This is a genomic window from Parasphingorhabdus sp. SCSIO 66989 (assembly GCF_032852305.1).
GTDB classification, from domain to species: Bacteria; Pseudomonadota; Alphaproteobacteria; order Sphingomonadales; family Sphingomonadaceae; genus Alterisphingorhabdus; species Alterisphingorhabdus coralli.
The window spans coordinates 1,721,308-1,745,568 of sequence record NZ_CP136594.1 but is presented as its reverse complement, the minus strand read 5'-3'; the positions used below and the strand labels follow the sequence as shown (position 1 = coordinate 1,745,568).

23 protein-coding genes and 1 tRNA gene are annotated in these 24,261 nt (G+C 57.8%); 6 read left to right on the top strand and 18 right to left on the bottom strand.

The window, feature by feature from the left end:
• Both RB602_RS08295 and RB602_RS08290 read right to left on the bottom strand, forming a co-directional pair.
• On the bottom strand, positions 1 to 1,623 hold the full coding sequence (locus RB602_RS08295; protein ID WP_317080092.1) for an acyl-CoA carboxylase subunit beta: 1,623 nt from the start codon (positions 1,621 to 1,623) through the stop codon (positions 1 to 3).
• On the bottom strand, positions 1,620 to 3,407 hold the full coding sequence (locus tag RB602_RS08290) for an acyclic terpene utilization AtuA family protein (RefSeq protein WP_317080091.1): 1,788 nt from the start codon (positions 3,405 to 3,407) through the stop codon (positions 1,620 to 1,622). Before RB602_RS08290 ends, RB602_RS08295 begins: the two co-directional genes overlap by 4 nt.
• Before the next feature lie 162 nt (positions 3,408 to 3,569).
• On the opposite strand from RB602_RS08290, the gene RB602_RS08285 reads away from it, so the two are divergent.
• A complete protein-coding gene (locus RB602_RS08285) occupies positions 3,570 to 4,271 on the top strand; it encodes a TetR/AcrR family transcriptional regulator (RefSeq protein ID WP_317080090.1) in 702 nt (233 codons plus the stop codon).
• A 27-nt stretch (positions 4,272 to 4,298) separates the two neighbouring features.
• Here RB602_RS08285 and RB602_RS08280 read toward each other — a convergent pair.
• Positions 4,299 to 4,388, bottom strand: a tRNA-Ser gene (locus RB602_RS08280).
• A 232-nt stretch (positions 4,389 to 4,620) separates the two neighbouring features.
• Between RB602_RS08280 and hspQ the strand changes: the two genes are divergently transcribed.
• Complete coding sequence (gene hspQ, locus RB602_RS08275) at positions 4,621 to 4,947, top strand: heat shock protein HspQ (protein ID WP_317084464.1); 327 nt, start codon at positions 4,621 to 4,623, stop codon at positions 4,945 to 4,947.
• A 7-nt stretch (positions 4,948 to 4,954) separates the two neighbouring features.
• On the opposite strand, the gene RB602_RS08270 is transcribed toward hspQ, so the two are convergent.
• On the bottom strand, positions 4,955 to 5,833 hold the full coding sequence (locus RB602_RS08270) for an ABC transporter permease (RefSeq protein WP_406568340.1): 879 nt from the start codon (positions 5,831 to 5,833) through the stop codon (positions 4,955 to 4,957).
• Between the two features lie 66 nt (positions 5,834 to 5,899).
• On the opposite strand from RB602_RS08270, the gene RB602_RS08265 reads away from it, so the two are divergent.
• The 3 genes from RB602_RS08265 to RB602_RS08255 all read left to right on the top strand — a co-directional run bounded on the left by RB602_RS08265 (position 5,900) and on the right by RB602_RS08255 (position 10,147).
• A complete protein-coding gene (locus RB602_RS08265; protein ID WP_317080089.1) occupies positions 5,900 to 6,595 on the top strand; it encodes a GcrA family cell cycle regulator in 696 nt (231 codons plus the stop codon).
• A 242-nt stretch (positions 6,596 to 6,837) separates the two neighbouring features.
• On the top strand, positions 6,838 to 8,826 hold the full coding sequence (parE, locus tag RB602_RS08260; protein WP_317080088.1) for a DNA topoisomerase IV subunit B: 1,989 nt from the start codon (positions 6,838 to 6,840) through the stop codon (positions 8,824 to 8,826).
• Positions 8,807 to 10,147: a serine hydrolase gene (locus RB602_RS08255; protein ID WP_317080087.1), complete on the top strand. Its 1,341-nt coding sequence runs from the start codon at positions 8,807 to 8,809 to the stop codon at positions 10,145 to 10,147. Before parE ends, RB602_RS08255 begins: the two co-directional genes overlap by 20 nt.
• A 27-nt stretch (positions 10,148 to 10,174) precedes the next feature.
• Here the strand turns inward: RB602_RS08255 and RB602_RS08250 are convergent, their stop codons facing one another.
• The 14 genes from RB602_RS08250 to RB602_RS08185 all read right to left on the bottom strand — a co-directional run bounded on the left by RB602_RS08250 (position 10,175) and on the right by RB602_RS08185 (position 23,322).
• On the bottom strand, positions 10,175 to 11,002 hold the full coding sequence (locus RB602_RS08250) for a LysR family transcriptional regulator (protein WP_317080085.1): 828 nt from the start codon (positions 11,000 to 11,002) through the stop codon (positions 10,175 to 10,177).
• Positions 10,999 to 11,397, bottom strand: coding sequence for a Co2+/Mg2+ efflux protein ApaG (gene apaG, locus RB602_RS08245; protein ID WP_317080084.1), 399 nt, complete (start codon positions 11,395 to 11,397; stop codon positions 10,999 to 11,001). Before apaG ends, RB602_RS08250 begins: the two co-directional genes overlap by 4 nt.
• Before the next feature lie 39 nt (positions 11,398 to 11,436).
• Positions 11,437 to 12,645, bottom strand: coding sequence for an O-succinylhomoserine sulfhydrylase (gene metZ / locus RB602_RS08240; protein WP_317080083.1), 1,209 nt, complete (start codon positions 12,643 to 12,645; stop codon positions 11,437 to 11,439).
• 14 nt (positions 12,646 to 12,659) lie between these two features.
• A complete protein-coding gene (leuB, locus tag RB602_RS08235) occupies positions 12,660 to 13,709 on the bottom strand; it encodes a 3-isopropylmalate dehydrogenase (protein WP_317080082.1) in 1,050 nt (349 codons plus the stop codon).
• Positions 13,710 to 13,727: 18 nt separating this feature from the next.
• A complete protein-coding gene (recO, locus tag RB602_RS08230; RefSeq protein WP_317080081.1) occupies positions 13,728 to 14,465 on the bottom strand; it encodes a DNA repair protein RecO in 738 nt (245 codons plus the stop codon).
• 5 nt (positions 14,466 to 14,470) lie between these two features.
• Positions 14,471 to 16,417, bottom strand: coding sequence for an excinuclease ABC subunit UvrC (gene uvrC, locus RB602_RS08225; RefSeq protein ID WP_317080080.1), 1,947 nt, complete (start codon positions 16,415 to 16,417; stop codon positions 14,471 to 14,473).
• A gap of 246 nt (positions 16,418 to 16,663) precedes the next feature.
• Positions 16,664 to 17,215, bottom strand: a complete 552-nt coding sequence (locus RB602_RS08220; protein WP_317080079.1) for a F0F1 ATP synthase subunit B family protein — start codon at positions 17,213 to 17,215, stop codon at positions 16,664 to 16,666.
• On the bottom strand, positions 17,208 to 17,681 hold the full coding sequence (locus RB602_RS08215) for a F0F1 ATP synthase subunit B family protein (RefSeq protein WP_317080078.1): 474 nt from the start codon (positions 17,679 to 17,681) through the stop codon (positions 17,208 to 17,210). The genes RB602_RS08220 and RB602_RS08215 overlap by 8 nt, the downstream gene beginning before the upstream one ends.
• 98 nt (positions 17,682 to 17,779) lie before the next feature.
• A complete protein-coding gene (locus RB602_RS08210; RefSeq protein WP_023839593.1) occupies positions 17,780 to 18,007 on the bottom strand; it encodes a F0F1 ATP synthase subunit C in 228 nt (75 codons plus the stop codon).
• Between the two features lie 56 nt (positions 18,008 to 18,063).
• Positions 18,064 to 18,816 (bottom strand): F0F1 ATP synthase subunit A, encoded by a 753-nt coding sequence (locus RB602_RS08205; RefSeq protein WP_406568414.1) that lies wholly within the window; start codon positions 18,814 to 18,816, stop codon positions 18,064 to 18,066.
• 42 nt (positions 18,817 to 18,858) lie between these two features.
• A complete protein-coding gene (locus tag RB602_RS08200) occupies positions 18,859 to 19,194 on the bottom strand; it encodes an AtpZ/AtpI family protein (protein WP_317080076.1) in 336 nt (111 codons plus the stop codon).
• A gap of 310 nt (positions 19,195 to 19,504) precedes the next feature.
• Positions 19,505 to 19,897 carry a YdbL family probable chaperone protein gene (locus RB602_RS08195; RefSeq protein ID WP_317080075.1) on the bottom strand — a complete coding sequence of 131 codons (393 nt, stop codon included), beginning with the start codon at positions 19,895 to 19,897 and terminating at the stop codon, positions 19,505 to 19,507.
• A complete protein-coding gene (locus RB602_RS08190; RefSeq protein ID WP_317080074.1) occupies positions 19,897 to 20,109 on the bottom strand; it encodes a YnbE family lipoprotein in 213 nt (70 codons plus the stop codon). Before RB602_RS08190 ends, RB602_RS08195 begins: the two co-directional genes overlap by 1 nt.
• 48 nt (positions 20,110 to 20,157) lie before the next feature.
• Positions 20,158 to 23,322 (bottom strand): intermembrane phospholipid transport YdbH family protein, encoded by a 3,165-nt coding sequence (locus tag RB602_RS08185; protein WP_317080073.1) that lies wholly within the window; start codon positions 23,320 to 23,322, stop codon positions 20,158 to 20,160.
• A gap of 128 nt (positions 23,323 to 23,450) precedes the next feature.
• Between RB602_RS08185 and radC the strand changes: the two genes are divergently transcribed.
• Complete coding sequence (gene radC / locus RB602_RS08180; protein WP_317080072.1) at positions 23,451 to 24,179, top strand: RadC family protein; 729 nt, start codon at positions 23,451 to 23,453, stop codon at positions 24,177 to 24,179.
• The last annotated feature ends 82 nt before the right edge of the window (positions 24,180 to 24,261 follow it).

The following is a 24,261-nucleotide window of genomic DNA, read 5'->3' as shown; positions in this document are numbered from 1 at the left end:
TCACATCCGTGCAATGCCAAAGGAGTTTTTGCGCACATCGCGGTGCCGCGCCTCCCATACGGTGGCGAGCAGAAAGCCCAACGCCTTGCGGGTGTCACGCGGATCAATAATGCCATCGTCAAGATGGTGGCCAGAAGTATAGAAGGCGCTCGATTGGCCATCGAACAGCGCTTTCAAGCCCGCTGACTGCTTTTCCAGAGCATCCCGGTCAGGCTCTTTACCCGCCGCTTTGGCCTGCCCTTCGGCGACAATCGCCATCACCGTCGCCGCCTGTTCGCCACCCATCACGCCGGTCGCAGCATTGGGCCAGAGATACAGGAAATCCGGTTCAAAAGCGCGGCCGCACATGCCATAATTACCGGCGCCATAGCTCGCGCCAATCTGTAAGGTCAGGCGCGGAACCTCGATATTGGTGACCGCCTGGATCATCTTCGATCCATGCTTGATCATACCCGCCTGCTCATATTGGGTGCCGACCATATAGCCAGTGGTATTGGAGAGGAAGATAACCGGCAGATCGGACTGATCCATCAGCTGCATAAATTGCGCCGCCTTGGTCGCGCCATCGGGGTCAATCGGGCCATTATTGCCGATAAAGCCGCAACCAAAGCCCATCACTTCAGCCTGACCGCATACTGTCGAAACGCCATAGCCGGGTTTGAAATCGACAAAGTCAGAACCATCCACGGTGCGCGCAATCACCTCGCGCACGTCATAGGGAATGCGGTAATCGACAGGAACAACACCGGCAATCTCATCCGGATCATAAAGCGGCAATCGCGAAGCATAGGGCGGCGGCGCAGGACAGCGCCGGTTCCATTGCAGCCGCTCGACAACATCGCGCGCCATCAGCATGGCATCGCCATCATCATCGGCGAGATATTCGACCAGCCCCGATACGGTGGCATGCATTTCCGCGCCGCCCAATTCTGAGGCTTTGGCAATCTCACCGGTTGCGGCTTTGAGCAAGGGCGGCCCGGCAAGAAACGCTTTTCCATTATCCTTTACCGCGACGACATAGTCGCTCATGCCCGGCATATAGGCACCGCCCGCGGTGGAGGAGCCATGCAAGATGGTGATCACCGGAATACCGGCCTTCGAGAGCTTGGCCTGCCGCGCGAAAAGACCACCGCCTTCTACAAATCCGCCGACGGTATAGTTATAAAGATCAGCACCGCCGCTCTCGACGAGATGGATAAAGGGTAGCTTCTGTTCGAGCGCAATATGCTCGGCACGCTGTAACTTATAGGCGGTCGCGTCGGTCAGGGCGCCGCCCTTGATGCCGCTATCATCGACAACCACCATCGAACGGACGCCGCGCACAAATCCGATACCGGAAATCTGTGTCGACCCCGGAAGCGATTTCGCCTCATCCTTGGTATCGGAGAGATAGCCAGTGACATTGCCCAGCGAGAACCATGGCATGCCGGGGTCCAATATCCGCGAAAGCCGCTCTCTCGGGGTAAGCTGTCCTCGCTCTTCAAAACGTGGTTTGCGCTTTTCCGAAATCAGACCGGCACGAGCGTTGAGTTCGTTGAGCTTTTCAATCAGCGCCATCATATCGGCGCGGTTTTGTTGGAACGCCTGAGATGACTTGGAAATGCGGGACTGAATGATGCTCATGTCAGGCTCCGGGCAAGGTTGGTGGGAATAGCAATCGGTGTTTCGAGCAATATCTGGGCATAGGCCTTGCCCTGCGGGTCATTGCGCAAGCTGGCCATGCCACCGCCGCCCAGCACTTCATGCAACAATATGTTCATGGCGCCGGTGCCGGGTAGATAGAAGCGCTCGACATCGCCATTGAGGAAATGCTCGAAACGCTGGCGGATGGTGTCCTCATCCAGCGCCGCCCATATCCATGGCGCAAAGGCCGGATCGCGCGGCAGTACGCCGATATTGGCCTTATCGCCCTTATCTCCCGACCGCGCCCAAGCGAGAGTACGCAACGGAACTCTGCTATCGGCATCGCCTTCAGGGACCGATGGAGCGGGCTGATCGGATGGCCCCACAGGCTGACCCGGATTCATGGGGACTTCCGTTTCGCTTCCCTGATAATGCAGCATTGGCGTAACCTGCTCACGCGGCAGCAATAGCGAGAATAGCCGCACAACCGGTGACGGCTTGGCGCGGTTGCCGCCAAATAGCGTCAGGCCCGGCGGCGAGGCCAGCGCCAGTCCGGTGGCTTCCTTAAGGATCAAACCGGCAGCGCGTGGGTCTTCGTGTTTTACTGCCAGCTTTACCGTGACATCGCGCGCCGCACTGTCGCGCTGATCGTCACCAAAGGCACTGCCATCGCCAACCATCTCGATCAGTGTCACGGTAAAGTCGGGCGCATTCATCCGCTTCAGTTTGCGCCGCGCGCGCTTGAGCGACATCTCGGCAAAGGTCTGCGCCTTTTTCGGCGCATCCTGACCGATAAAGAAAAAACTGGTGCCCGCCCGCCAGCCATCGGCATAGGTCACGCTGACCTTAAGCGTATCCGGAGCCGAGCGACCGACCGCTCCAGCAATAGCCACCTTATCCGACGCAATTTGTGTAAGTTTGACTCCAGAAAAGTCGCACACCACGTCGGGAAGGATATAGCTTTTCGGATCGCCAATCTCATAAAGCATCTGCTCACCGACCGTAGCCGTCGTCACCTGACCACCCGTGCCGTCCGGCTTGGTAATGGTGCAACCACCGTCCGACGCAATTTCTGCAATGGGGTAACCGATCACATCCAGGGTATCGGCAACATCTTCCCAGTCGGTGAAATTGCCGCCCGTCGCCTGTGGACCACATTCGATAATATGCCCGGCCAGACTGGCAGTAGCGAGCTTGTCCCAATCATCCAGCGCCCAGTCAAAAGCATGCATGCAGGCACCCAAGGTTACCGCGCTATCAACACCGCGCCCGGTAATGACAATATCGGCACCTTGCCGAAGCGCCTCGGCAACCGGCGCGGCACCGAGATAGGCATTGATCGAGGCCACCTTCTCGACATCCGGGAAAGCCTCGCCGGAGAACATATCGCCATGCTCTGCCCCAGAAAATTCATCCGCGCGATCAATCAGGTCATCGCCAGTGATTACCGCAACCTTGAGATCAAGACCTGCTTCGCTGATCAGCGCCTCAATCGCTGCGGCACAAGCAAGCGGGTTCATACCGCCGGCATTGGCAACAATCTTCACCCCCTGCCGCGCGATTTCGGCAAGATTGGGCTTCATCACCGCAGAGACAAAATCGGTGGCATAACCTTTTTGCGGATCACTGGCGCGCGCACGCGCCATAATAGAGAGCGTCACCTCGGCGAGATAATCGAACACAATATAATCAAGCCCGCCAGCCGCCAGAAATTGCGGCAGAGCCATATCAGACTCGCCCCAGAAGCCACTAGCACCGCCGATCCGGATGGTTTTGCCTGTCAATGCGCTTCCCTCAAACCTGTTTCTGACATTCGCGCAAAAAGTCTTGCCGACTCCGCTTTCCTTATGCTTGAATGATTGATACTCAGAATATATAAGTCAAGCTCATTTTTGGCGATTGACCGGCCATCGCGAGCGGGTTTGTAAGGCGAGATTGGAGGCAAAATGAAACTGGCTGAAGCCGCGCCTACAAGGCGTCAAAAAGTAGAATTGAAGGAACAGGCCATCATGGAGGCAGCGCGCGATGCCTTCTTGGAAAATGGCTATGACGGTACGCGCATGGCCGATATTGCCCGCCGTGCCGGTATTGCCGAAGGCACAGTCTATCTCTATTTTCGGACCAAGAATGATCTTATGCGCGCATTTATTGCGGGTTTCTGGGCCGATCTGACCGAGCATGCCATAATAGCCGTTGAAGGGATTGATGCGCCGCTCGCGGCTTTGTCGGCGCTGGCGACGTTTCATATCGAGACGCTGATTGAGCGCTTTGATATTGTTCAACTCACACAGTCCGAGCCAGTGCACCCCAAAACATCGCAGCAAAACCGCGAATATATGCGGACCTATGTGCAAGTGTTTGATGATATCTGGCGCAGAGGCGTCGACAGATGCATCTTCGAGAGTGAAACGCCCTTATGGCTTGTACGCGATATCTTCTTCGGCACCTTGGAGTATTCCGCTCGCACCATCAAGTTTCACCCTGAACGCTCCGCGAAACTGGTGGTAGAAAATCTGATAATGGTAATCGAGCAAAGGCATCGGGCACTGAACGCAGAACCACCGCAGACCATTGCCAATAGCGACGCATTTTTAGATCGCCTTGAAACATTGGTCGACCGGCTGGAAGGCGTGGCAGGTTCGCAGTAATCAAGCGTCTGAGTAGCTAGCATGAAGTGGCGGAGAGACAGGGATTCGAACCCTGGGTAGGCTTGCGCCCACAACGGTTTTCGAGACCGCCCCGTTCGACCACTCCGGCACCTCTCCGCATATCGCTTTCGGGCCGCTAAACTGTGGTCATTTGGCCCGGCGAAGCGGCGCATTAGCCGATACATCCCGGCTTGCCAAGGGGCCAAAGCCACGACGCCCGATAAACTCTCAACGCTGAAATCACTGTTTATGCCTTAGCGCCAATACTTGCACCCAGGCGCAAAAGGCCTAAATTAGGTTTATGTCCACAGAAAACGAGACTCACCTTAATCGCGATACTATCATCGCGATGCCTGCTGTTCGCTCGGCCAAATTCGCCATTGGCGATGTGGTGCGCCATCGCGTATTTGATTTTCGCGGTGTAATTTTTGATGTCGATCCGGTCTTCGCCAATAGCGAAGAATGGTATCAAGCGATCCCGCAGGAAATCCGCCCGGCCAAGGACCAACCCTTTTACCATCTGTTTGCCGAAAATCAGGAAGGCAGCTATACTGCCTATGTGAGCCAGCAAAATCTGCTAGCCGATGACGATGACGAACCGGTTGATCATCCGGAGATTGCCGCATTGTTCTCAAAACTGGAAAATGGCCGCTACACGCTGCGAACGCGCCACTGATACGCTGTCAGCTTTTGATTTTCCAGCCTGAACGCAACAGCATATAACATATACTGCCGAGCGCGATATTGACCGCCAATAGCAAAAATATACCTCCAGTCACCGAGGCATCGCTTTCGCCGATAAAGCTATAGCGGAAGCCGGAAATCACGTAGAAGAACGGATTGGCTTTGCTCACTGCCTGAAACGCGGGGGCAAGATTGTCGATGACGTAGAAGGTGCCCGAAAGCAGCGATAGCGGCGCAACGACGAAATTGGTGATCGCCGCGCTATGGTCAAATTTCTCGGCCCAGATCGAGGTCATCACCCCCATAAACGAGAGCATCAGCGCCCCCATCAGGCCGAAAAACAGCAAGGCCCAGGGATGCTGTACCGAGACCGTAACCGTCGGCCACAGGAACATCGCCAGCCATACAGTAGAACCCACCAACACAGCGCGGGTCATCGCCCCGCCGACCAAAGCGGCCAACACCTCGCCAACCGAGAGCGGCGGCATCAGATAATCTATAATCGTGCCCTGCAACTTGCCTCCGAGTAGCGAAAAGCTGGCATTGGCGAACGCATTTTGCATCATCGCCATCACAATCAGGCCCGGCGCTATAAAGCTGGCAAAAGGCACGCCCAGCACCATTCGCCCTTCCCGGCCCAGCGCAACGGTGAAGATTACCAGAAAAAGCAGGGTTGTGATCGCCGGTGCCCAGATCGTCTGCAACTTGACCTTGAAGAAGCGCCGCACCTCCTTCATATAAAGGGCTGACAATCCTTGCCAGTTAACCGAACGGATACGCGCCTCTCCCGGCGGTGCGATGCGGATGGAACCGGCATCGGACGGGGGCGGACCTTCTCCTGCCGGACGATCGGATAATATTTCTTGTTGATGCGCCATGTCCGCATCGCCTATCGGCGGCGCGGCACAGGTGCAAGAGTTTATAGTTAGAAAGCATATTTGTTTATGGCGTGGACGGACGAACGGATTGATAAGCTCAAGGCGCTTTGGGAAAAGGGCAATACGGCCAGCCAGATTGCCGAAGAGCTTGGCGGTGTCAGCCGCAACGCGGTTATCGGCAAGGCGCATCGTCTCGGGCTGAAATCGCGACCGTCTCCGGTGAAGTCGGGCAAGAAAAAAGCTGCCAAACCGAAAACCAAGACCGCAGCGAAACCGGCAGCTGCCAAGGCAAAGGCGCCAAAACCCGCAAAGGCAGCCACAGCGAAGCCAGCAGCCCCTAAAACAGTGGCCGCAGCACAGCAGCCGCCTGCGCCATCCCAAGCAACGCCATCGCAACCGCTACCTTCTGAAGCTGTACCCAGCACACCGAAAATCGTATCGGTCGGCCCCGGCGGATTTTTGCGTCAGGGTCCGGGTGACCAGCAGGCGCCGATCCCCCCTGCACCGCCTCGCCGTCTGGTTCCGGCTAAGCCGAGCCCGGAAATTGCCGACAAGACCAGCCTGCTCGACCTGAGCGACAAGATTTGCCGTTGGCCGATCGGGCACCCGGGCGAGCCGGATTTCCACTTCTGCGGTGCCCCGGTCAATCCCGGCTTCCCCTATTGCGTCGAGCATTGCGGTCGCGCCTATCAGGCACAGCTACCGCGCGGCACCCGCCGCCCGCCACCGCCACTGCCTTTTGGTGGCCCACGGGTACGGTAAGCTATTTCATTGTCGTCCCCGCGAAGGCGGGGACAGGGCTTAACTTCATACTATTTCACGCGGAGGCGCGGAGATATTGCGTCAAGCGCCCCTAACTCCGCGCCTCCGCGTCTCCGCGTGAGTCAAAAACAAAAGCCCTATCCCCGCCTTCGCGGGGATGACGGTGGCAATAGCCGGGCTAGCTGTGGAGAATACCAGCCTATTGCCTTGCCTAGCGCGCTATGCAGGGTAAGGATTATCGCATGAGCGATGATCTCTTTGAAGGCGCAGAACCGCCGCAATCCAAGTCCAGCGATTATGATGCTTCCGCGATTGAGGTGCTGGAGGGGCTGGAGCCCGTGCGCAAGCGGCCCGGCATGTATATTGGCGGCATTGACGAGCGCGCGCTTCACCATCTTGCCGCCGAGGTTATCGACAACAGCATGGACGAGGCGGTGGCCGGCCATGCTACCCGCATCGAGATTACGCTGGATGAAGGCAATAAGCTGACCATCGCCGATAATGGTCGCGGTATCCCGGTCGATCCGCACCCGAAATTCCCCGACAAGTCAGCGCTGGAGGTTATCCTGACTACGCTGCACTCGGGCGGCAAATTCAGCGACAAGGCCTATGCTACGAGCGGCGGCTTGCATGGCGTCGGCGTGTCGGTGGTGAATGCTCTGTCGTCCGAAATGCGGGTCGAGGTCGCGCGCGACAAGGTGCTGCATGCGCAGGACTATTCGCGCGGGAAACCGGTAAACGCTCTGGCAAAAGCCGGCGGCGCGCCCAACCGTCGCGGCACGACTATCAGCTTTGTGCCCGATACCGAGATTTTTGGCGAAAAGGCGCTGTTCAAGCCAAGGCGACTGTTCAAACTGGCCCGGTCCAAGGCCTATCTCTTTGCTGGTGTCGAAATTCGTTGGAAATGCGCATCTGCGCTGGCTGGCGAGGATGTGCCCGAAGAAGCGACATTCCGCTTCCCCGGTGGTCTGGCTGATCATCTGCGCGAGCAACTGGGCAGCCGCGAATGTGCCACGGCAGAGTTTTTCCATGGCCGACAGGACTTTCCCGATGGCGAAGGTCGGGTTGAATGGGCGGTGGGCTGGCCGCTCTACAGCGATGGCAGCCATAGCTGGTATTGCAACACCATCCCGACGCCCGATGGCGGCACGCATGAAAATGGCCTGCGTGCGGCTCTGCTCAAAGGCATGCGCAGTTTTGGCGAGCTGGTGGGCATCAAAAAGGCCAGCGGACTGGTCGCCGATGATATGATGTCGGGCGCGGAGCTGATGCTCTCTGTATTTATCCGCGATCCGCAGTTTCAGAGCCAGACCAAGGACCGGCTGACCTCAGCCAATGCGGCCAAGCTGGTCGAGAACGCCGTGCGCGACCATTTTGACCATTTCCTTTCCGACAATATGGACCGCGGCAAGGCGCTGCTCGGTCTGGTCATGGAGCGGATGGAGGAGCGGCTCAAGCGCAAGGCGGAACGCGATATCAAGCGCAAAACCGCAACTTCCTCACGCAAGCTGCGCCTGCCGGGCAAGCTGATCGACTGCACCGGCAAGGGCGACGAGCCGACCGAATTGTTTATCGTCGAGGGCGACAGCGCCAGCGGCTCGGGCAAACAGGCCCGCAATCGCGATACGCAGGCGATCCTGCCGATCCGCGGCAAGATCCTCAACGTCGCCTCGGCGACCAAGGCGAAAATCCTTGCCAATCAGGAGATTGCAGACCTTATACAGGCACTGGGATGTGGCACCGGCAAGGACTGCAACGCTGCTGATCTGCGTTATGACCGGATCATCATCATGACCGATGCCGATGTCGACGGCGCGCATATCGCGACCTTGCTGATGACGCTGTTCTTCCAGGAAATGACCGACGTGGTGAAGAACGGCCATGTGTTTCTCGCACAACCGCCGCTCTTCCGGCTCTCATCGGGCAGCACCAGCGCCTATGCCAAGGATGAGGCGCAGCGTGAGGAGCTGGAAGCAACATTGTTCAAAGGCAAAAAGGTCGAGGTCAGCCGCTTCAAAGGTCTGGGCGAGATGAACCCGGCGCAGCTGCGCGAAACCACCATGGACCCGGCGACGCGCACCCTGTTGCGCATCGAACTGCCGCGCGAATATGAGGATCGTGCCAGCACCAAAGACCTGATTGACCGGCTGATGGGCCGCAATCCGGAACACCGCTTTCAGTTTATTCAGGACCATGCGGCGCAGGTGGACCGTGATACCATCGACGCCTGATCGCGTCACACATTTATGGCGCATCGGCCTGGTGCTGATGGCCACATTCGCCCTATCATTCACTTCCCCGGCTCTGGCGCAGCAAAGGGGGCAGGATGCGGCCTCTGTCAATGCCCTGACCCAGCGCGCCAATGATGTGCTGCGTCTGCTGCGCGGCGAACCGATTGAGGAGCAGGTATTCAACGCCAATTTCCTCAATGCTATCCCGCCGGTGCAGTTTCGCGCCTTTACCAAACAAATGACCGATCAATATGGGCCGCCGCAGCAAATCCTATCGATAACCACACTCAATCGCACCACGGCGACGCTGAAAATTGCCTATTCCGAGACTACCGCGACCGGCATATTGAATATTGAGGACAACTACCCCTATCGCATCTCTGGTCTGCGGATCACCGGATTTGAGGCCGCCGCTGGGAGCATAAATGAGGTCATAGCTGCGATAGATGCGCTGCCCGGGAAGCAGGGCCTGATCATCCAGCGGCTTGATCAACGCAACGCCGCTCCGCTGGCAGCTATTGATCCGGATGGGCTCTATTCCATCGCCTCAACCGCGAAGCTCTATATCCTCGCCGAACTTGACCGCGCTATTCGCGCCGGGGAGCGCCGCTGGAGCGATGTTGTAACGCTTGGACCGAAATCGCATCCATCAGGCGTGATGCAGGATTGGCCTGAAAACAGCCCGGTCACCTTGCACACGCTGGCGACACAAATGATCGCTATCAGCGACAATACGGCCACGGATACGCTTGTCAGGGTGATCGGACAGGAGCGACTGGCAGCGATGGTTCAGCGCACCGGCCATCGCAATCCATATGTGCTGCGACCCTTTCTGATGACGCGTGAAGTTTCGGCTCTAAAAACACCCGCCAATGCCGCCTTGTTGGCAAAATATCTGGCAGGCGACCCAGCAAGGCGCGAACGCCTTTTGAAGCTGAACAAAGATGCGCTGGCACTGGAGCGGATCGATTTTGCCGCGCTGACGGCAAGGCCCTATTCTATCGACAGCATTGGCTGGTTTGCCAGCGCCGCCGATATTGCGCGGCTGCTGGATTATCTACGCCGTGAGGCCAGCGATGAGACCAAGACAATCCTCGCACTTAATCCGGGTATCGGTAAGGAGAATGCCGCGAACTGGCGCTATCTTGGCTATAAGGGTGGTTCGCAGACCGGGATCATGTCAATGAACTTCCTTCTGACGTCCCGATCAGGCGAGCACTATGCGGTGGCAGCACACTGGAATGACAAAAACACCCCGGTCAATGAAGGCGAATTTATCGCGCTGATGACACGATTGATCAATCTTCTGGCCGAGCGCTAGTAAAGCCCCTCCTCTTCAGAGGAGGGGTTAAGAATTGGCCGTCAGCGCCTTTACCAGCGCTTTCACCTTCTTCTGCCGCCATTGTGGCAGGGGCGCGATCAGCCAATAGGCACGGCGTGATGGGCGGGCTTTGGCGTAAACCTCGATACGTCCGGCCGCGAGATCCTTATCTGCCAGCAACACCGGCACGGTGGCGTAACCCAGCCCCGCCGCCGCCATTTCCAGCGCAAGACCGGCATCAGCGACTTTGAGGAACGGGATATTCTCTCCCTCCTCATCTGCCTTGGTTTGGCTGCCTTCGCGCTGCGCGCCAGGCCAGCTTATCTTGGCATCGCCCTTATAATCCGGCGCAGCAACGCAGACGAACTGCGCATCGCCCAATTGCACGCCCTCATGCTCACCCGGACCATCGCAAAGCCGGATAGCGACATCGAGATTGGCCTCTGTGAAATCCGCCCCCTGCTCCTCCGAGACCAGCGCATAGCGGATATCAGGATTAGCCTGGGCAAACGCCACAAGCCTCTCCTGTAGCCATTTCTCGGCAAAATCACGAGGTACAGCGATGGTCAGGCGATAGCTGGACTGGCCCGCCTGCATGGCGCGGACTGATTCCTCGAACTGTAGAAAGCCGCCGCGCAGCGAATCCAGACCGGCTTCCGCCTCATTGGTGAGTTCGAGGCCCTTGGGCGTGCGGCGGAACAGCACAACGCCCAGCATATCCTCAAGCGCACGGATCTGCTGGCCGACAGCGGCAGGGGTTACCGCCAGTTCATCGGCGGCGCGGGTAAAGCTGAGATGACGGGCAGCCGCGTCAAAAACGCGCAGGCCGTTGAGCGGCAAATGCGTCCGTTTCATCGCGCAACCGCAGGAGCCACCAGAGGAAAACGCGGGATTTCCGCATTGATGATCGTTTGATCGTCGCGGATCATGCGGAAAACGCCTTCCATCCGCCCGGTCGGTGTATTGAGCGGACAGCCCGAGACATAATCATGCGACTCACCGGGTTTAAGATAGGGTTGCTCGCCGACAACACCCTCGCCATCGACATGATGCTGGCCGCCACGACCATCGGTAATCAGCCAGTGGCGAGTCAGCAATTTCACCGGTTGGCTGCCATGATTCTCGATACGGATATGATAGGCCCAGAACCAGCGTGAGGCCTCGCTACGTGACTGTTCGGGCAAAAAGCTGACGGCGACGCGGACAACCACACCTTCGGTTTCAGCTTCATGATCAAACAGATTCAGCATTTTGGCTCCAACAGACTCGGTTCGCCCATCAATATGGCGCTAAAGTCCGGCGCTGGAAAGGGCCTGATCCAAATCTTCAAGAATATCCTCAACATCTTCCAGCCCGACATTGATCCGCAGCATGTCCTCGCTAATGCCGACCTCGAGCCGGGCATCCTCGCCCATGCTGCTATGTGTGGTCGATGCCGGATGGGTCATTAAGGACCTACTGTCGCCGATATTGTTGGAAATATCGATAAGATTAAGCGCGTTGAGCACACCATGCGCACGCTCACGCCCACCGCCGACATAAAGCGAGAAAATCGGCCCGACCGCGTCCATTTGCGCCATCGCCAGATTGTGCTGTGGATGACCTTCAAGACCAGGATAATTGACCCGTTCTACCCGGCTTTCGAGAAACTTGGCGACTTTCACAGCATTTTCGCTCTGCTTGTGAATACGCAATGACAGCGTTTCCAGTCCCTTGAGAACAACCCAGGCATTAAAAGCGCTCAGCGTCGGCCCTGTGTTGCGCAGAAACGGCAATAGCGTGTCATCGACAAATTCGCGCGTGCCACAGATCGCCCCGGCGAGTACACGGCCCTGCCCGTCCATCATCTTGGTAGCGCTATAGGCAACAACATCGGCACCAAATTCCATCGGCCGCTGCAGCACATTGGTGGCGAAGGCGTTATCAACCACGGTTGTTATACCGTGCTGCTTGGCCAGATCGCACACCGCTTTTAGATCAATGATATCCATCGTCGGATTGGCTGGCGTCTCAAAGAAGAACACCTTGGTTTCAGGACGGGTCGCCGCCTCCCAATTGGCGATATCGCGACCATCAATCACTGTGGTTTCGATGCCGAATTTGGGCAGCAGGTTATCGGTGAGCCAGCGGCAGGAGCCGAATAGCGCCCGGCTTGCCACAACATGATCACCGGCCTGCAACTGACAGAGCAGCGAGGCCGTCATCGCCGCCATGCCACTGGCGGTGCAGCGGGCCGCTTCTGCGCCTTCCATCAGCGCAATCCGCTGCTCGAGCATCTCGACCGTCGGGTTCTGCAGCCGGCTATAGGTCATGCCCTGCTGCTCACCGGCAAAGCGTGCCGCTGCATCCTCGGCACAGTCATAGGCATAGCCCGAGGTCAGAAACAGCGCTTCAGAGGTCTCGCCATATTCGCTACGCGCCGTGCCGCCCCGGATAGCTTGCGTGGCCGGGCGCCAGTTCTTGGTAATTTCGGGGTCTTGCCCGCTATTGCGTTTCATGCCGCTTAGTCTTCCTACTTCTGCACTGCCGCTACGACCGCATCGCCGATAGCGCTTGTCGAGGCCGAGCCGCCAAGATCATGGCCCAAAACCCCGTCTGCAAGCACGGTCGATACCGCTTTCTCGATCCGCTGTGCATTGGTCTCGTCAGCAAAGCTGTGGCGCAGCATCATCGCCGCCGACAGGATCATCGCCATGGGGTTGGCAATGCCCTGCCCGGCAATATCGGGGGCGCTGCCATGGATGGGTTCATACTGGCCTTTCGTTCCCTCACCCAGCGATGCGGAGGCCAGCAGGCCGATTGAGCCGACGCACATGCTCGCCTGATCGGAGAGGATATCACCGAAGAGATTGCCGGTGACAATCACATCAAACTGCCCCGGATTCCGCACCAGCTGCATCGCCGCATTGTCGACATACATATGGCTGAGCTCGACATCGGGATACTCCGCCGCGACCTCTTCGACCACAGCGCGCCACAGCACCGATGTCTGCAGCACATTGGCCTTGTCGACCGAGCAAAGCTTGCCCTTGCGCCCCTGTGCAGCCTTGAAGGCAACATGGGCAATGCGGGCGATCTCGCTCTCGTCATAGGCCATCACGTCATAACCCTGACGCAGGCCATCCTCCGTCTGACGCTGGCCTTTCTCGCCGAAATAGACATCACCGGTCAGCTCGCGCACGATCAGCAGATCAATGGCGCTAGCGATTTCGGGTTTCAGGCCGGAGAGATTTTCCAGCCCGGCAAAAGCATTGGCAGGCCGCAAATTGGCGAAAAGCTGTAGTTCCTTGCGCAGACCCAGAATCGCGCTTTCGACGCGCAACTCGCGGCGAAGGCCGTCCAGTTCGGGGTCGCCGACCGCACCGAACAGCACCGCATCGGCGGTCTTGGCGAGGTCCAGCGTCTCCGGTGGCAAAGGATGGCCATGCTTACGATAGGCCACGCCACCAACATCGGCATGATCGAGCCTGAGACCCGGCAGATCGAGCGCCTCCAGCACCCGCACCGCCTCCACCATGATTTCCTGACCGATGCCGTCCCCGGCAAGCACCGCTATATGCATATTCTGTCCTGTATCTGTTTAGGCGAACGCCGCTTCAAGACGTTCCACCAGACGTTCGCGGCTTTGCATAGGAGTTTTTCGCGCATCGGCAAAAAAATACCGTTCGAGAAAATGGCCGGTCAGCGCCAGACCATCGCGTAAGCCCTGTCTATCGGCTGAGATGGCGCTGATGAGAAAAGGCGGCAAGGTTAGCAATTGCTTGCGATAGCCAACAGCGCCTTCATCACTGACAGCCCGCCCGGTGCGCGGGCTGACATAGGTGAGATTCTCATGACCGCCGGTGACAGCGCATGTTTCCAGATCAAGCCCGAACCCCAATTCGGACAGCAGCAGCAGCTCAAAGCGGATCAGCGCCTCGGCCCAACCCCGCGCCGATGGTGCCCCGGTAATGGCGTTCAGCAGCGCATCAAAGCCGTTATAGATGGCGGGATAGCTCTGTCCTTCGGGCAACAGCGTGCCCACCGCCAGACAGGCCCATTCGATCCCGGCAGCGCTGAGCGGCTCGGCATAATGCGGCGCGCGGGAGTGCACCAGTTCAAGCGTCATCGCCGGAAGCTGGGTCGCCACCCTCCCCCGTATCTGCCCTGAAACCACATTGCCCGGCTGCAGCAAAGGCCGCCGCTCGCGTGACTTGGCACCCTGCACATAGCCTGCGAGCAGGCCGTTATCGGGCGTCAAAACCCGCACCACCGCACCATACTCGCCATGACGGCGGTTGATGCACAATATCGCGCGGTCGAAGTCGAGCGTCGCCATTGTGCCTAGCCGTGAAAATAATCATAGACCGCATCGGCCATGGCTTGTGAGACACCGGGCGCGCGGGCGAGGTCTTCGCGGGAGGCGTTGCGCACTGCCTTGGCGGTGCCGAAGTGCATCAGCAGCGCCTTTTTGCGCACCGGGCCGATACCCGGCACCTCGTCCAGCGGACTGACACCAATCGCCGCAGCTCGCTTCTTGCGGTGTGCACCGATAGCAAAACGGTGCGACTCATCACGCAGGCGTTGGATGAAGAACATCAGCGGGTCATTCACCGGCAGCGTCTTGTCGCTGCCATCGGGGAAGTAGAAAACCTCGCGACCGGCATTGCGGTCCGGCCCTTTGGCGACGCCGAAAAACGGCACATCATCAATGCCCAGCTCTTCCAAAACCTCCTGCACCGAAGACACCTGCCCCTTGCCGCCATCGATTAGCAACAGATCGGGCCAGTCACCCGATGTCCGGTCAGGGTCTTCCTGTTGCGCCCGGGCAAAGCGACGCCGGATCATCTCGCGCATCATCGCAAAATCATCACCGGGGACGGTTTCCTCATCCTTGATATTGAATTTGCGATAAGCGTTTTTGCGGAAGCCCTCAGGCCCGGCAACAATCATTGCGCCAAGCGCATGGCTGCCCTGAATATGGCTGTTGTCGTAGACTTCGATACGCTCGGGGCGGCTGTCGAGCGCGGCAAATTCGCCCAGAGCATCGAGGTTCTTCGCCTGACTGCTCGACTCGGCGACGCGGCGCAGCAGTGCTTCCTTGGCGTTGCGTTCGGCCTGTTGCACCAGCTTGCGGCGCTCGCCACGCTGCGGCACTGCCATATCGAGCTTGGTGTTCATCCGCACCTGCAGCGCCTCGGCGAGCAATTCCGCCTCTTGTGGCTCGCGGTCGAGCAGCACCAGCTTGGGCGGCGGTACTTCCTGATAGAATTGCGCCAGAAAGCTGGCCAAAATCTCTTCCGGCTCTACGCCCGAGACATGCGCCGGGAAGAAACTGCGGTGCCCCCAATTCTGGCTAGCGCGGATAAAGAACGCTTGTATGCAGACGGTGCCGCCCTGTTGCGCCATAGCGAAGACATCGGCATCGGCGACGCCCTTGGCCTGCACCGCTTGGCTACCCTGAATAAAGGTCAGCGCGCGCAGACGGTCGCGGTAACGTGCGGCGGTCTCGAAATCGAGCTGCTCGGCGGCCTCTTCCATCGATGCGGCAAGTCGCTGCTGCACATCGGTGGATTTGCCATGCAGGAAGTTACGCGCATCATCGACCAGCCCGGCATAATCCTCCTTGCTGATCCGATCGACACAGGGGGCGGAACAGCGCTTGATTTGATAGAGCAGACAGGGCCGCGAGCGATTGGCGTAAAAGCTGTCGCTGCAGGAGCGCAGCAGGAACATCTTCTGCAACGCATTGAGCGTTGCGGTCACTGATCCGGCGCTGGCAAAGGGGCCGAAATATTCGCCCTTATATTTGCGCGCACCGCGATATTTATACATGCGCGGAAAATCATGATCCTCGCGCAACAGGATATAGGGAAAGCTCTTATCGTCGCGCAGCAGCACATTATAGGGCGGGCGATAGCGCTTGATAAACTGCGCCTCCATCAACAGCGCTTCGGCCTCGCTATTGGTGGTGACGATGGTCATGCTGCGGGTCTGCGCCACCATGCGCTGTAATCGACGCGGCAGGCGAGTCACCTGAGTATAGTTGGTTACCCGATTGCGCAGCGCCCTTGCCTTGCCAACATAGAGCACATCGCCGCGGGCATCGAGCATGCGATAGACACCGGGTTCCGCCTTGAGCGTTTTCAGCGTCGCGCGAATGGCTTCAACGCCGCGATCCAGATCAGGTGTCTCCGCACCGCGCACCGCATAGGTCGCCTTTTCCTCGCGGAACCGGTCGGGCGCATCGGGAAGGCTGTGATCGGAAGGACTATCGCCGCTGCTGGTCATGCCCATGTTATGGGCGTTTTTATGGGGATTTTAAAGTTGGTCCTATAAATCCTCTCCGGAACGGGGAGGGGGACCATGCGCAGCATGGTGGAGGGGCACAGGCCGCATAGCCAATAAGGATCAAGTGCACCCAAGGTGCAATAAGGATATAAGAAAGGTCTTGGAAGCTTTGAACTAGGGACAGAGCCGAAGGTGCCCCTCCCCCATCCGTTGGATGGGTCCCCTCCCCGTTCCGGGGAGGATCACCTAGTGAATCGCCTTGCGCAGTGTCGCGATTGTCGAATCCACCAGAGCAGCATCCGCTTCGGCATCATGCTTTTTCTGCACCAGTGCCTGCGAGGCCTGTGCCGAAACCGTGGTTACCTTCTCACGGATTTCCGTGATCGCCGCGCGTTCGGCGGCGGCGATCTTCTGCTCGGCCAGATTTTTGCGGCGTGCAATCAAGGCGGTGGCATTTTCCTTGGCTTCGGCGATGATAAGCTCGGATTCCTGCTCCGCGCGCTCTTTCATATCTTCAGCTTCGGTGACCGCGCTCGCGATCTTCGATTCATATTCCGAGCGCAGTGCCTCGGCTTCTTCACGCAGCGACTTGGCTTCGTCGAGGTGCCGCTTGATGTCCTCAATCTGCTTGTCGAGCGACGACGCGATCATCGCCGGCACTTTGCGCCACAATATGATCCCGATCAGGATCGCCATGGCGATGGAAACCCAGGCGGTCGCGGTAATGCCGAATACGGAGAGCTCGACATATTCCTCGCCATGCGCGCCTTCGGCAGCAATCAGCAACAGATCAAGCATCGGTCATCGCTCCCTTCACCGCGCTGCGGGCTTCGGCCTTGGTGACCTTGGAGCCGGTCAGCTTGGCGAAAATCGACTGGGTGGCTTCCGCCGCAACATCCTGCAGCTCGGCCATGGCGGCAACGCGCTGCTCTTCTATGTCTTTTTCGGCTTCTTCCAGCTTGCTGGCGACCCGCTTGTCAGCGTCACGCAGCCGCTTTTCGGCGTTCTTGGCGGCCTTGTCCTTGGCCGCCGCGATCACGGCCTGCGCTTCGGAACGCGCATCCGCCTGTTTTGTCTTATATTCCTCTTCCAGCTCATCCGCCTTTTTATGCGCCAGACGCGCGGCCTCGACATCGTCAGAGATACGCTTTTCGCGCATTTCCACCGTGCCCTGAATTTTGGGCAGCATGCCACGACCAATCACCAGATAGACAATGCCAAAGGTGATCACCAGCCAGAAGAACTGGGATCCATAGGTTGTCATAAGCTGGTCTATTTGTGGCATTTCGGGTGTCCGTCAGTCAGATAACCGGAAAGAAAGTCCTCCGGCACCAAGGCGCCGGAGGGGTATAGCATGTTCGTTTAGGCGACGAAGATCAGGATCATCGCGACAACGAAAGCCAGCAGGCCGAGAAGCTCGGCAGCGGCGAAACCGATGAACAGACGGCCCTGCTGGCCATCCGCAGCGGCAGGATTGCGCAGCGCGCTTTCCAGAAACGAGCCGAAAACATTACCCACACCGATAGCGGCCATGCCGGCACCGATAGCTGCCAGACCTGCACCGACCAGCTTTGCTGCTTCTGCGTCCATTATATTACTCCTTGGAAAAAATCGTGTTGAAAACGGTTGTGAATGAAAGGGTTAAATCAGTGAAGGTTGACCGCATCGTTGATGTAGAGCGAGGTCAACAGAGCGAAAACATAGGCCTGAACCACGGCCACCAATATCTCCAGCGCGCTGATGCCGACCATCAGCGTGAGGCTTGGGATGCCGACCATCAGGCCATAGCCGACACCGGCCTTGGTCGAGTTAATGACGAAGCCCGCCAGAACCTTGAGCAGGATGTGTCCTGCGGTCATGGCGACGAAGAGACGCAGGCCGAGGCTGAACGGGCGCACCAGGAAGGACAGCAGCTCAACCAGGAAGATGAACGGAATCATCGGCAGCGGCGTGCCATGCGGAACGAACAGCGAGAAAAAGTGGAAGCCATGACGCCAGAAGCCCACGATCAGGACGATCGAGAAGCTGACAATGGCGAGAATGCCGGTCACGGTCAGGTGGCTGGTCACGGTGAAAGGATGGCCGCCCACCAGTCCGATCGGCATCAGGCCGAGGATATTAGCGAACAGAATGAACATGAACAGCGAGAAGACATAGGGCGTATATTTCTTGCCCTCTTCGCCGATATTGGCGAGCATCATATTGTCGATAAAGCCGGTAAAGCCCTCAACCATCACCTGCCAGCGACCGGGGACCAGCTCGCGTTTCATACCGCCCTGCATAAACACCCAAAGGGCGACAACGGTGAGGATCATCCACAGCGCGCTATTGGTAAAGGCAATCTGCTGACCACCAATGCTGAACAGATCGAAAAAACTTTCAATCTGGAACTGGTGCATCGGGTCGATTTTACCTGATGATTCGCCGGCCACGCTTTTACCCTATTCTTCGTCTTGCGGGCCGCCCGAACTGGTGCCGGTCAGCCGCATTATATTCCTGAATGCCACGATGATCCCGAGGAACAGGAACACCAGCATCAACCAAGGCGAAGTCCCCAGCCAGCTGTCGAACAGCCAGCCAAATAAAAGACCCCCGGCAACCCCTGCAATCAGATCGGCCAAAACCCGCGTGCCCATCCGATAATTGGGATCGGCTTCGACAGACTTTTTGCCGTTCCTGTTGCTACGCTCCGCTTCGAGCCGGTCGAGCCTGTCATCAAGCGAATCCAGCCGGTTGTTTTGCGTATCAGGTTTCTTTTGAGGTCGTTCGTCCGCCATCGCTTGTCCAGATTGTCAAAACCACCCGGTAAAGCGCCGAAGAACGAGGCAACCCGCCTAGGCGCGGCCCGTTTAGTGAGCCGTTTGGCGCAAGTCAATGGCCATAGCGGCAATGCACACATTTCCGTAAACGGAAAGTGGGAAAATATATCAGAAACAAAGCCCCTCCCCTTCAGGGGAGGGGTTGGGGTGGGGGCGTTCAACTAGCGCAGCGCAAGTGGATATCCCCCGCCCCGCTGCGACTAAGCTCACCTTCGGTTCACTAAGTCTCACTGCCACTCCCCTAAAGGTGGAGGGGGGAAATTAAGGTTTACGGACAGCGAGCATCGCGCTCGGGCGGAGAACCATCGCGGGTTTTCCACTGGCCCGATGGAGTCATATATTTTTGGCCCGGCTGCAATTTGGTGATCAGGTTGCAGCCGGTGGACAGTGCCACTTCCTGCACCGTCACACCTTTTTGCGATGCCAGTTCGGTATATTTTGCCTTGCGCTTGATATTGACGCTGTCGACCACGCGACGAGCCTCAGCATTGCCGCCATTGACCACAGCGAGATAGCCATCGGGCTTTTCGCCGATAACACCGGAGGCTTTCGCAGATTTATAGGTCATGCTCTGCGCTGATACGACCGCAGGCGAGAAAAACAGCGCCACGGCGGCAACGGGGACCAGGGCGGCTGAAACTTTGGTACTCAGATCAACCATCAGAAAATATCCTCATTCTCGTCAATCAGGGCTTTGGCATCATTATCCAGACGATACACCACTTCCTGACTGATATTAATATTCAATTCGATGACAATCGGCTCATTCGGCGCTTCCAGACTGATGCAGCCACTCACCGGCAACACGGCAAACAGGGCGATAAGCCAGGACGCGCTAACATATTGTCCAGCCATCTTATTATCATGTTTCATGGCATATGCTCGCTTTCAGATGGCTGAATAGCATTGTAAATTCGGTTTTCAGTCACCTGTATTGGCTCCTGCCGCTTCTGGTTCTTGCGACGGAATAGTGACCGATCGGATATCAGGCAAATATTGCGTGTCGTAAAATGACCGTGCCGATGTGATCAGCTGAAAAAATGGCGCGCGCACGGTGACATTGAACTGGATCGGCAGTTTGGCGATTTGCTTGGTGATAAAATTGCGCGAGGCTTCATCGCCCTGGCTGAGGCCGGCGAAGTTGATCTGTGTCACCATCTCGCCATCCAGCGGGCCGTTCATATCGATTTCCAACGACTGGTATTTGAGCGAGCGCAGGCTGTTAAACGCGAAATTGGCAACCGTGCCCATATCCTCATAGGTAAGCTGGCCGACATAGGCGACGGTGCCGCCACCTTCGCGCACGGTCAAATGACCACCCTCAATCCGGCCACCATCCTGATTGAAGATAATCGGTAGCTTGCCATCAAAAACTCCGGTGGCGGTGATATTCTCAAAATCATATTGCGCCAGAAAAAGCGCCGCATCCATGCCGATGACCTCAAAGCCCAGCCTGCGGTCCTCTTCGCCCGCCATATCAAAGACTGCGGGCTCCATGATCAGGCGGCCATTGGCAAAGGGCCATTCCCCACCTTCCAGTGCAATCCGTTGATTCGGCAGGAGCTGGTAGCGGATCACGCCGTCATAAGCGGCGACACCGGGATTGACCTCACCCAGCCGCACCACCTGCCCCGGCGGTGTTTCAATGGCGAGCAGATCGGAAAAGACAATCTCGCCGGCTATGCCCTTAACCGGACCGAAAGCGGCGGCGAGATCGGCATATTCGGTATAGAAACGGCCATCGCTTTCTATCCCGTCAGGATTCCAGCGAATCTCTCCCGCGCCGTCGACTTGGCCATTAACATTCGCGACCAGTCCCAAGGTGAGTGGCGTAATCAGTTCCGGCTGGAATTCAGGACCAAAGCGCAGCGCATCGACTTTCAGAACAGCATTGCCCGTTGCGCTTTCCAGATCATGGACAATATTGACAGTGCTGACCCGGGTTTCGGTTTCCCTCTCGTGCAGATAACCGTCAGCCGTAACGCGTCCATCGACCAGCTTCAGTGTGACATCGCGGCCAAAAAGCGGGTTGAAGCGATATTCCGGTTCACGATCGCTGACGCGGATATGATCCGAAGCGAGCAACAGCCCTTCATCACCCCAGGACCATTGCCCCTGCCCTTCATCAATAAGCAACGGGATTTCGCCGATGGTCGCAACCGCCTCGGAAAATTCCCCGCCCAGTTCGCCGCCATTGCTGTCCAGCGTGAGCGACTGCGCGGCAATGCGCGTTGCACTCTCTGCCTCCCCGATTTGCGCGGTTATGTCGCGCAATTCGGTCATGCCGGGGTAACGCAATATCAGCTGCTCTGAAGCGACCGCCCATGACGTGCCCGACAGATCGCCCTTCAGCGATACCGCGCCACTATTGGCGTTGAAACGAACACCCTGATCATCAAAGGCAAGCAGCGGCTTGCCATCTACCGGGCATAAAGACAGACCGTTCCTGGCGATGCTGGTCGTCGCCATTTTCAGGCTGTTAAACGCGACTTTCTGACAACCGCCGCGTGCATAATAGCTGCTACCATCGCGCAACTGGCCATTGAGCGGCAGCACCAGATTATCAACACGGCCATCGGGCAAAGGTCCGGTCAGCCCAATGGTGCCCGCCAGCGCATAATCCGCCCTGCCCTGCTGGCGTATGCGTAAATCCTCAATCGCCAGTGCGGCACCATTGGCGGCATAGCGCCGCAAGGAGAGGTCAATCTGTTTCAAACCGCCATTAGCCAGACCTCCGCCCCAGAGAATATCGGCTGAGAGTTGCGGCAGGCTGCGGTCAACAATGCGCGCGCTGAATGGGATATCGTCAGCCGCTCCGGTGCCGTTGAGAGCAATATCAGCGCCGGAAAAGCGCGCTAGTGCTGCGCCATTGTCGCGTTTGATCACCGAGGGATCGAGTGCAAGCACACCATCGGCGACAGAACCACTAAGCGCGAAACCGGCATTGCTCATATGCGCATTGAGCAATGGCGCGATATGGCGCCATAAAGGCTCCAGCGGCGTCTCTGCCACCGCCTCCGTCGCGACACTATTCCAGGCGTCATCAACGGTTAACCCCTTGGCATTGAGTGCGGCGCTGGCCTCCAGCCTTTCCAGTATTGCACCGCTTTGCGCCATATCGGCGAAAGCCAGAGGCTCGCTATTCACACTGAACGCAACCTCTTCGCCATCAAGCCAGGGCGAGCGCATGTCTGCGAGCGACACCTCACCCTGCATATCAAGCACTTTCGCATCTATGCCCGCTTCCATATCGACCAGCAGTGTTTCCGCGACGATCTGCCCCTGATCCAGCCCGGCATAGACCGGCGACTCTGCGGCACCGCTCAGACCGAGATGCAGCTCTTCCAGCGTGCGATTGGCGCGGGCATCGGCGGTAAAGGCAAAGGATTCCAGTTTGGCGGCAGCATCCGGACAATTCAGATTTGTGCCCCGCAAGGGCCCGGAGAAAATCGGTTCGAGCGATGCAACCCGGATGGTTCCGAACAGGCTCGGTTGGTCGATAGTGCAACTGCCGAAGTCGAGAGCTTCCGCCGTCGCTGCCAATTCGCCCTCAAAGCCGTCTTTCAGATGGCCATAGCCACTCAGCGCCACACCGACATCACCATAGGGCGTATCCATGCGAATGCGGGCATCATCGACATCCACGGTAAAATCAGGCAGCTCAAATGGCGCATCGCTATCGGTGAAAATCAGCTTGTCCAGCGCGCCGAAGCTTAATGGCCTGTCCGTATTGCTATCATCATAACGCCCAAACAGCCGCATACCTCTGACGCGGACATCTTCAAGCACCAGCGTCCCGAAACCGGGGCGGGTTGTCGCGATCACCTCTTCGATCACCAGATCAGGTGCTTTGGGTGATCCTATGATGACATTACGCAGATGTTGCCGCCGGACACCGACATCGACGACGTCATAATGCGCTTCTATGCCCTGTGTCGCGAGATAATCGGCGGCATAGCTGTCGGCCAGCTCTACCCGCTGCGTCCAGGCCAGAAAGCCGCCCGCAAACACTATAAAAATGCCCGCCAATAACAGCCGAACCCATAATGATTCGGGCACAAGCGACGCGGCACGGGACGATGGCATATCCGCTTCCTGTTCGCTCGCTGTCATGCTCACCCTATTGCGCAAAAAGCCAATCATGTGCAATCGACAATGAACCGGGGCCGAATATCGGCTATAGTTACGGTACAGCATCGGTGGAGGGAGCGATCATGACGGACAAGGCGACAGCTTCCACACCGCTTTTTCCTGATGACAAGCAAGATAAAGCCACAGATGGCGCAGGCCATCGCGCCCGGTTGCGACAAAGGCTGCTCGATCAGGATGATACCGCGCTGCTCGATCATGAGGTGATCGAATATCTGCTGGCGTTGGCAATCCCCCGGCGCGACACCAAACCGCTGGCCAAAGCGCTTATCGCCCGTTTCGGTACATTGGCCGCGGTTCTGACCGCCGACAGCCGCACTTTGATGCAGGTTCCCGGCCTTGGTGAAACAAGCGTTGCGGCACTCAAAATCGCGCAAGTTTCGGCATTGCGCCTGTTGCGCGAACCGGTTGTCAATCTGCCGGTCATAGGTAGCTGGCAGGCACTTCTCGACTATCTTCGCGCCGATATGGCGCATCTTACCGTAGAGCGGGTGCGGATACTCTATCTTAACAGCCGCAATATGGTGATCAGCGATGAAAAAATGAGCGATGGCTCGGTGGATGAGGCTGCGATCTACACCCGGCAAGTGATCCAGCGCGCGTTGGAGCTCGGCGCGGTATCGCTAATCATGGTGCATAACCACCCCAGCGGCAATCCATCACCCAGTCGTCAGGATATTGCCATTACCCGCGATATATCCGAGGCCGGACGGCGGCTGAATATCTCGGTGCATGACCATATCATCATTGGCCGCGACGGGCATTTCAGCATGAAAGCCGAGGGACTTATCTGAAGCTTCAATTGCGATGGATACGCCATGCTGCTAGCCAGCGGCCAACTGCCCGAATCTCATCATCAAGCCAGAAAGTCACCCG

What these genes read in the sequence shown, in the direction of transcription:
- recO (WP_317080081.1), bottom strand. Translation starts at nt 14,465, where the DNA reads ATGGCGACGCTCGACTTCGACCGCGCGATATTGTGCATCAACCGCCGT.
- RB602_RS08210 (WP_023839593.1), bottom strand. Translation starts at nt 18,007, where the DNA reads ATGGACGCAGAAGCAGCAAAGCTGGTCGGTGCAGGTCTGGCAGCTATC.
- RB602_RS08250 (WP_317080085.1), bottom strand. Translation starts at nt 11,002, where the DNA reads ATGAAACGGACGCATTTGCCGCTCAACGGCCTGCGCGTTTTTGACGCG.
- RB602_RS08270 (WP_406568340.1), bottom strand. Translation starts at nt 5,833, where the DNA reads ATGGCGCATCAACAAGAAATATTATCCGATCGTCCGGCAGGAGAAGGT.
- RB602_RS08220 (WP_317080079.1), bottom strand. Translation starts at nt 17,215, where the DNA reads ATGCTTGATCTGTTGCTGATTGCTGCCGAAGGCGCGCATGGCGAGGAA.
- RB602_RS08185 (WP_317080073.1), bottom strand. Translation starts at nt 23,322, where the DNA reads ATGCCATCGTCCCGTGCCGCGTCGCTTGTGCCCGAATCATTATGGGTT.
- RB602_RS08200 (WP_317080076.1), bottom strand. Translation starts at nt 19,194, where the DNA reads ATGGCGGACGAACGACCTCAAAAGAAACCTGATACGCAAAACAACCGG.
- parE (WP_317080088.1), top strand. Translation starts at nt 6,838, where the DNA reads ATGAGCGATGATCTCTTTGAAGGCGCAGAACCGCCGCAATCCAAGTCC.
- uvrC (WP_317080080.1), bottom strand. Translation starts at nt 16,417, where the DNA reads ATGACCAGCAGCGGCGATAGTCCTTCCGATCACAGCCTTCCCGATGCG.
- radC (WP_317080072.1), top strand. Translation starts at nt 23,451, where the DNA reads ATGACGGACAAGGCGACAGCTTCCACACCGCTTTTTCCTGATGACAAG.
- RB602_RS08265 (WP_317080089.1), top strand. Translation starts at nt 5,900, where the DNA reads ATGGCGTGGACGGACGAACGGATTGATAAGCTCAAGGCGCTTTGGGAA.
- RB602_RS08190 (WP_317080074.1), bottom strand. Translation starts at nt 20,109, where the DNA reads ATGAAACATGATAATAAGATGGCTGGACAATATGTTAGCGCGTCCTGG.
- RB602_RS08295 (WP_317080092.1), bottom strand. Translation starts at nt 1,623, where the DNA reads ATGAGCATCATTCAGTCCCGCATTTCCAAGTCATCTCAGGCGTTCCAA.
- RB602_RS08205 (WP_406568414.1), bottom strand. Translation starts at nt 18,816, where the DNA reads ATGCACCAGTTCCAGATTGAAAGTTTTTTCGATCTGTTCAGCATTGGT.
- RB602_RS08215 (WP_317080078.1), bottom strand. Translation starts at nt 17,681, where the DNA reads ATGACAACCTATGGATCCCAGTTCTTCTGGCTGGTGATCACCTTTGGC.
- RB602_RS08285 (WP_317080090.1), top strand. Translation starts at nt 3,570, where the DNA reads ATGAAACTGGCTGAAGCCGCGCCTACAAGGCGTCAAAAAGTAGAATTG.
- apaG (WP_317080084.1), bottom strand. Translation starts at nt 11,397, where the DNA reads ATGCTGAATCTGTTTGATCATGAAGCTGAAACCGAAGGTGTGGTTGTC.
- leuB (WP_317080082.1), bottom strand. Translation starts at nt 13,709, where the DNA reads ATGCATATAGCGGTGCTTGCCGGGGACGGCATCGGTCAGGAAATCATG.
- RB602_RS08195 (WP_317080075.1), bottom strand. Translation starts at nt 19,897, where the DNA reads ATGGTTGATCTGAGTACCAAAGTTTCAGCCGCCCTGGTCCCCGTTGCC.
- hspQ (WP_317084464.1), top strand. Translation starts at nt 4,621, where the DNA reads ATGCCTGCTGTTCGCTCGGCCAAATTCGCCATTGGCGATGTGGTGCGC.
- metZ (WP_317080083.1), bottom strand. Translation starts at nt 12,645, where the DNA reads ATGAAACGCAATAGCGGGCAAGACCCCGAAATTACCAAGAACTGGCGC.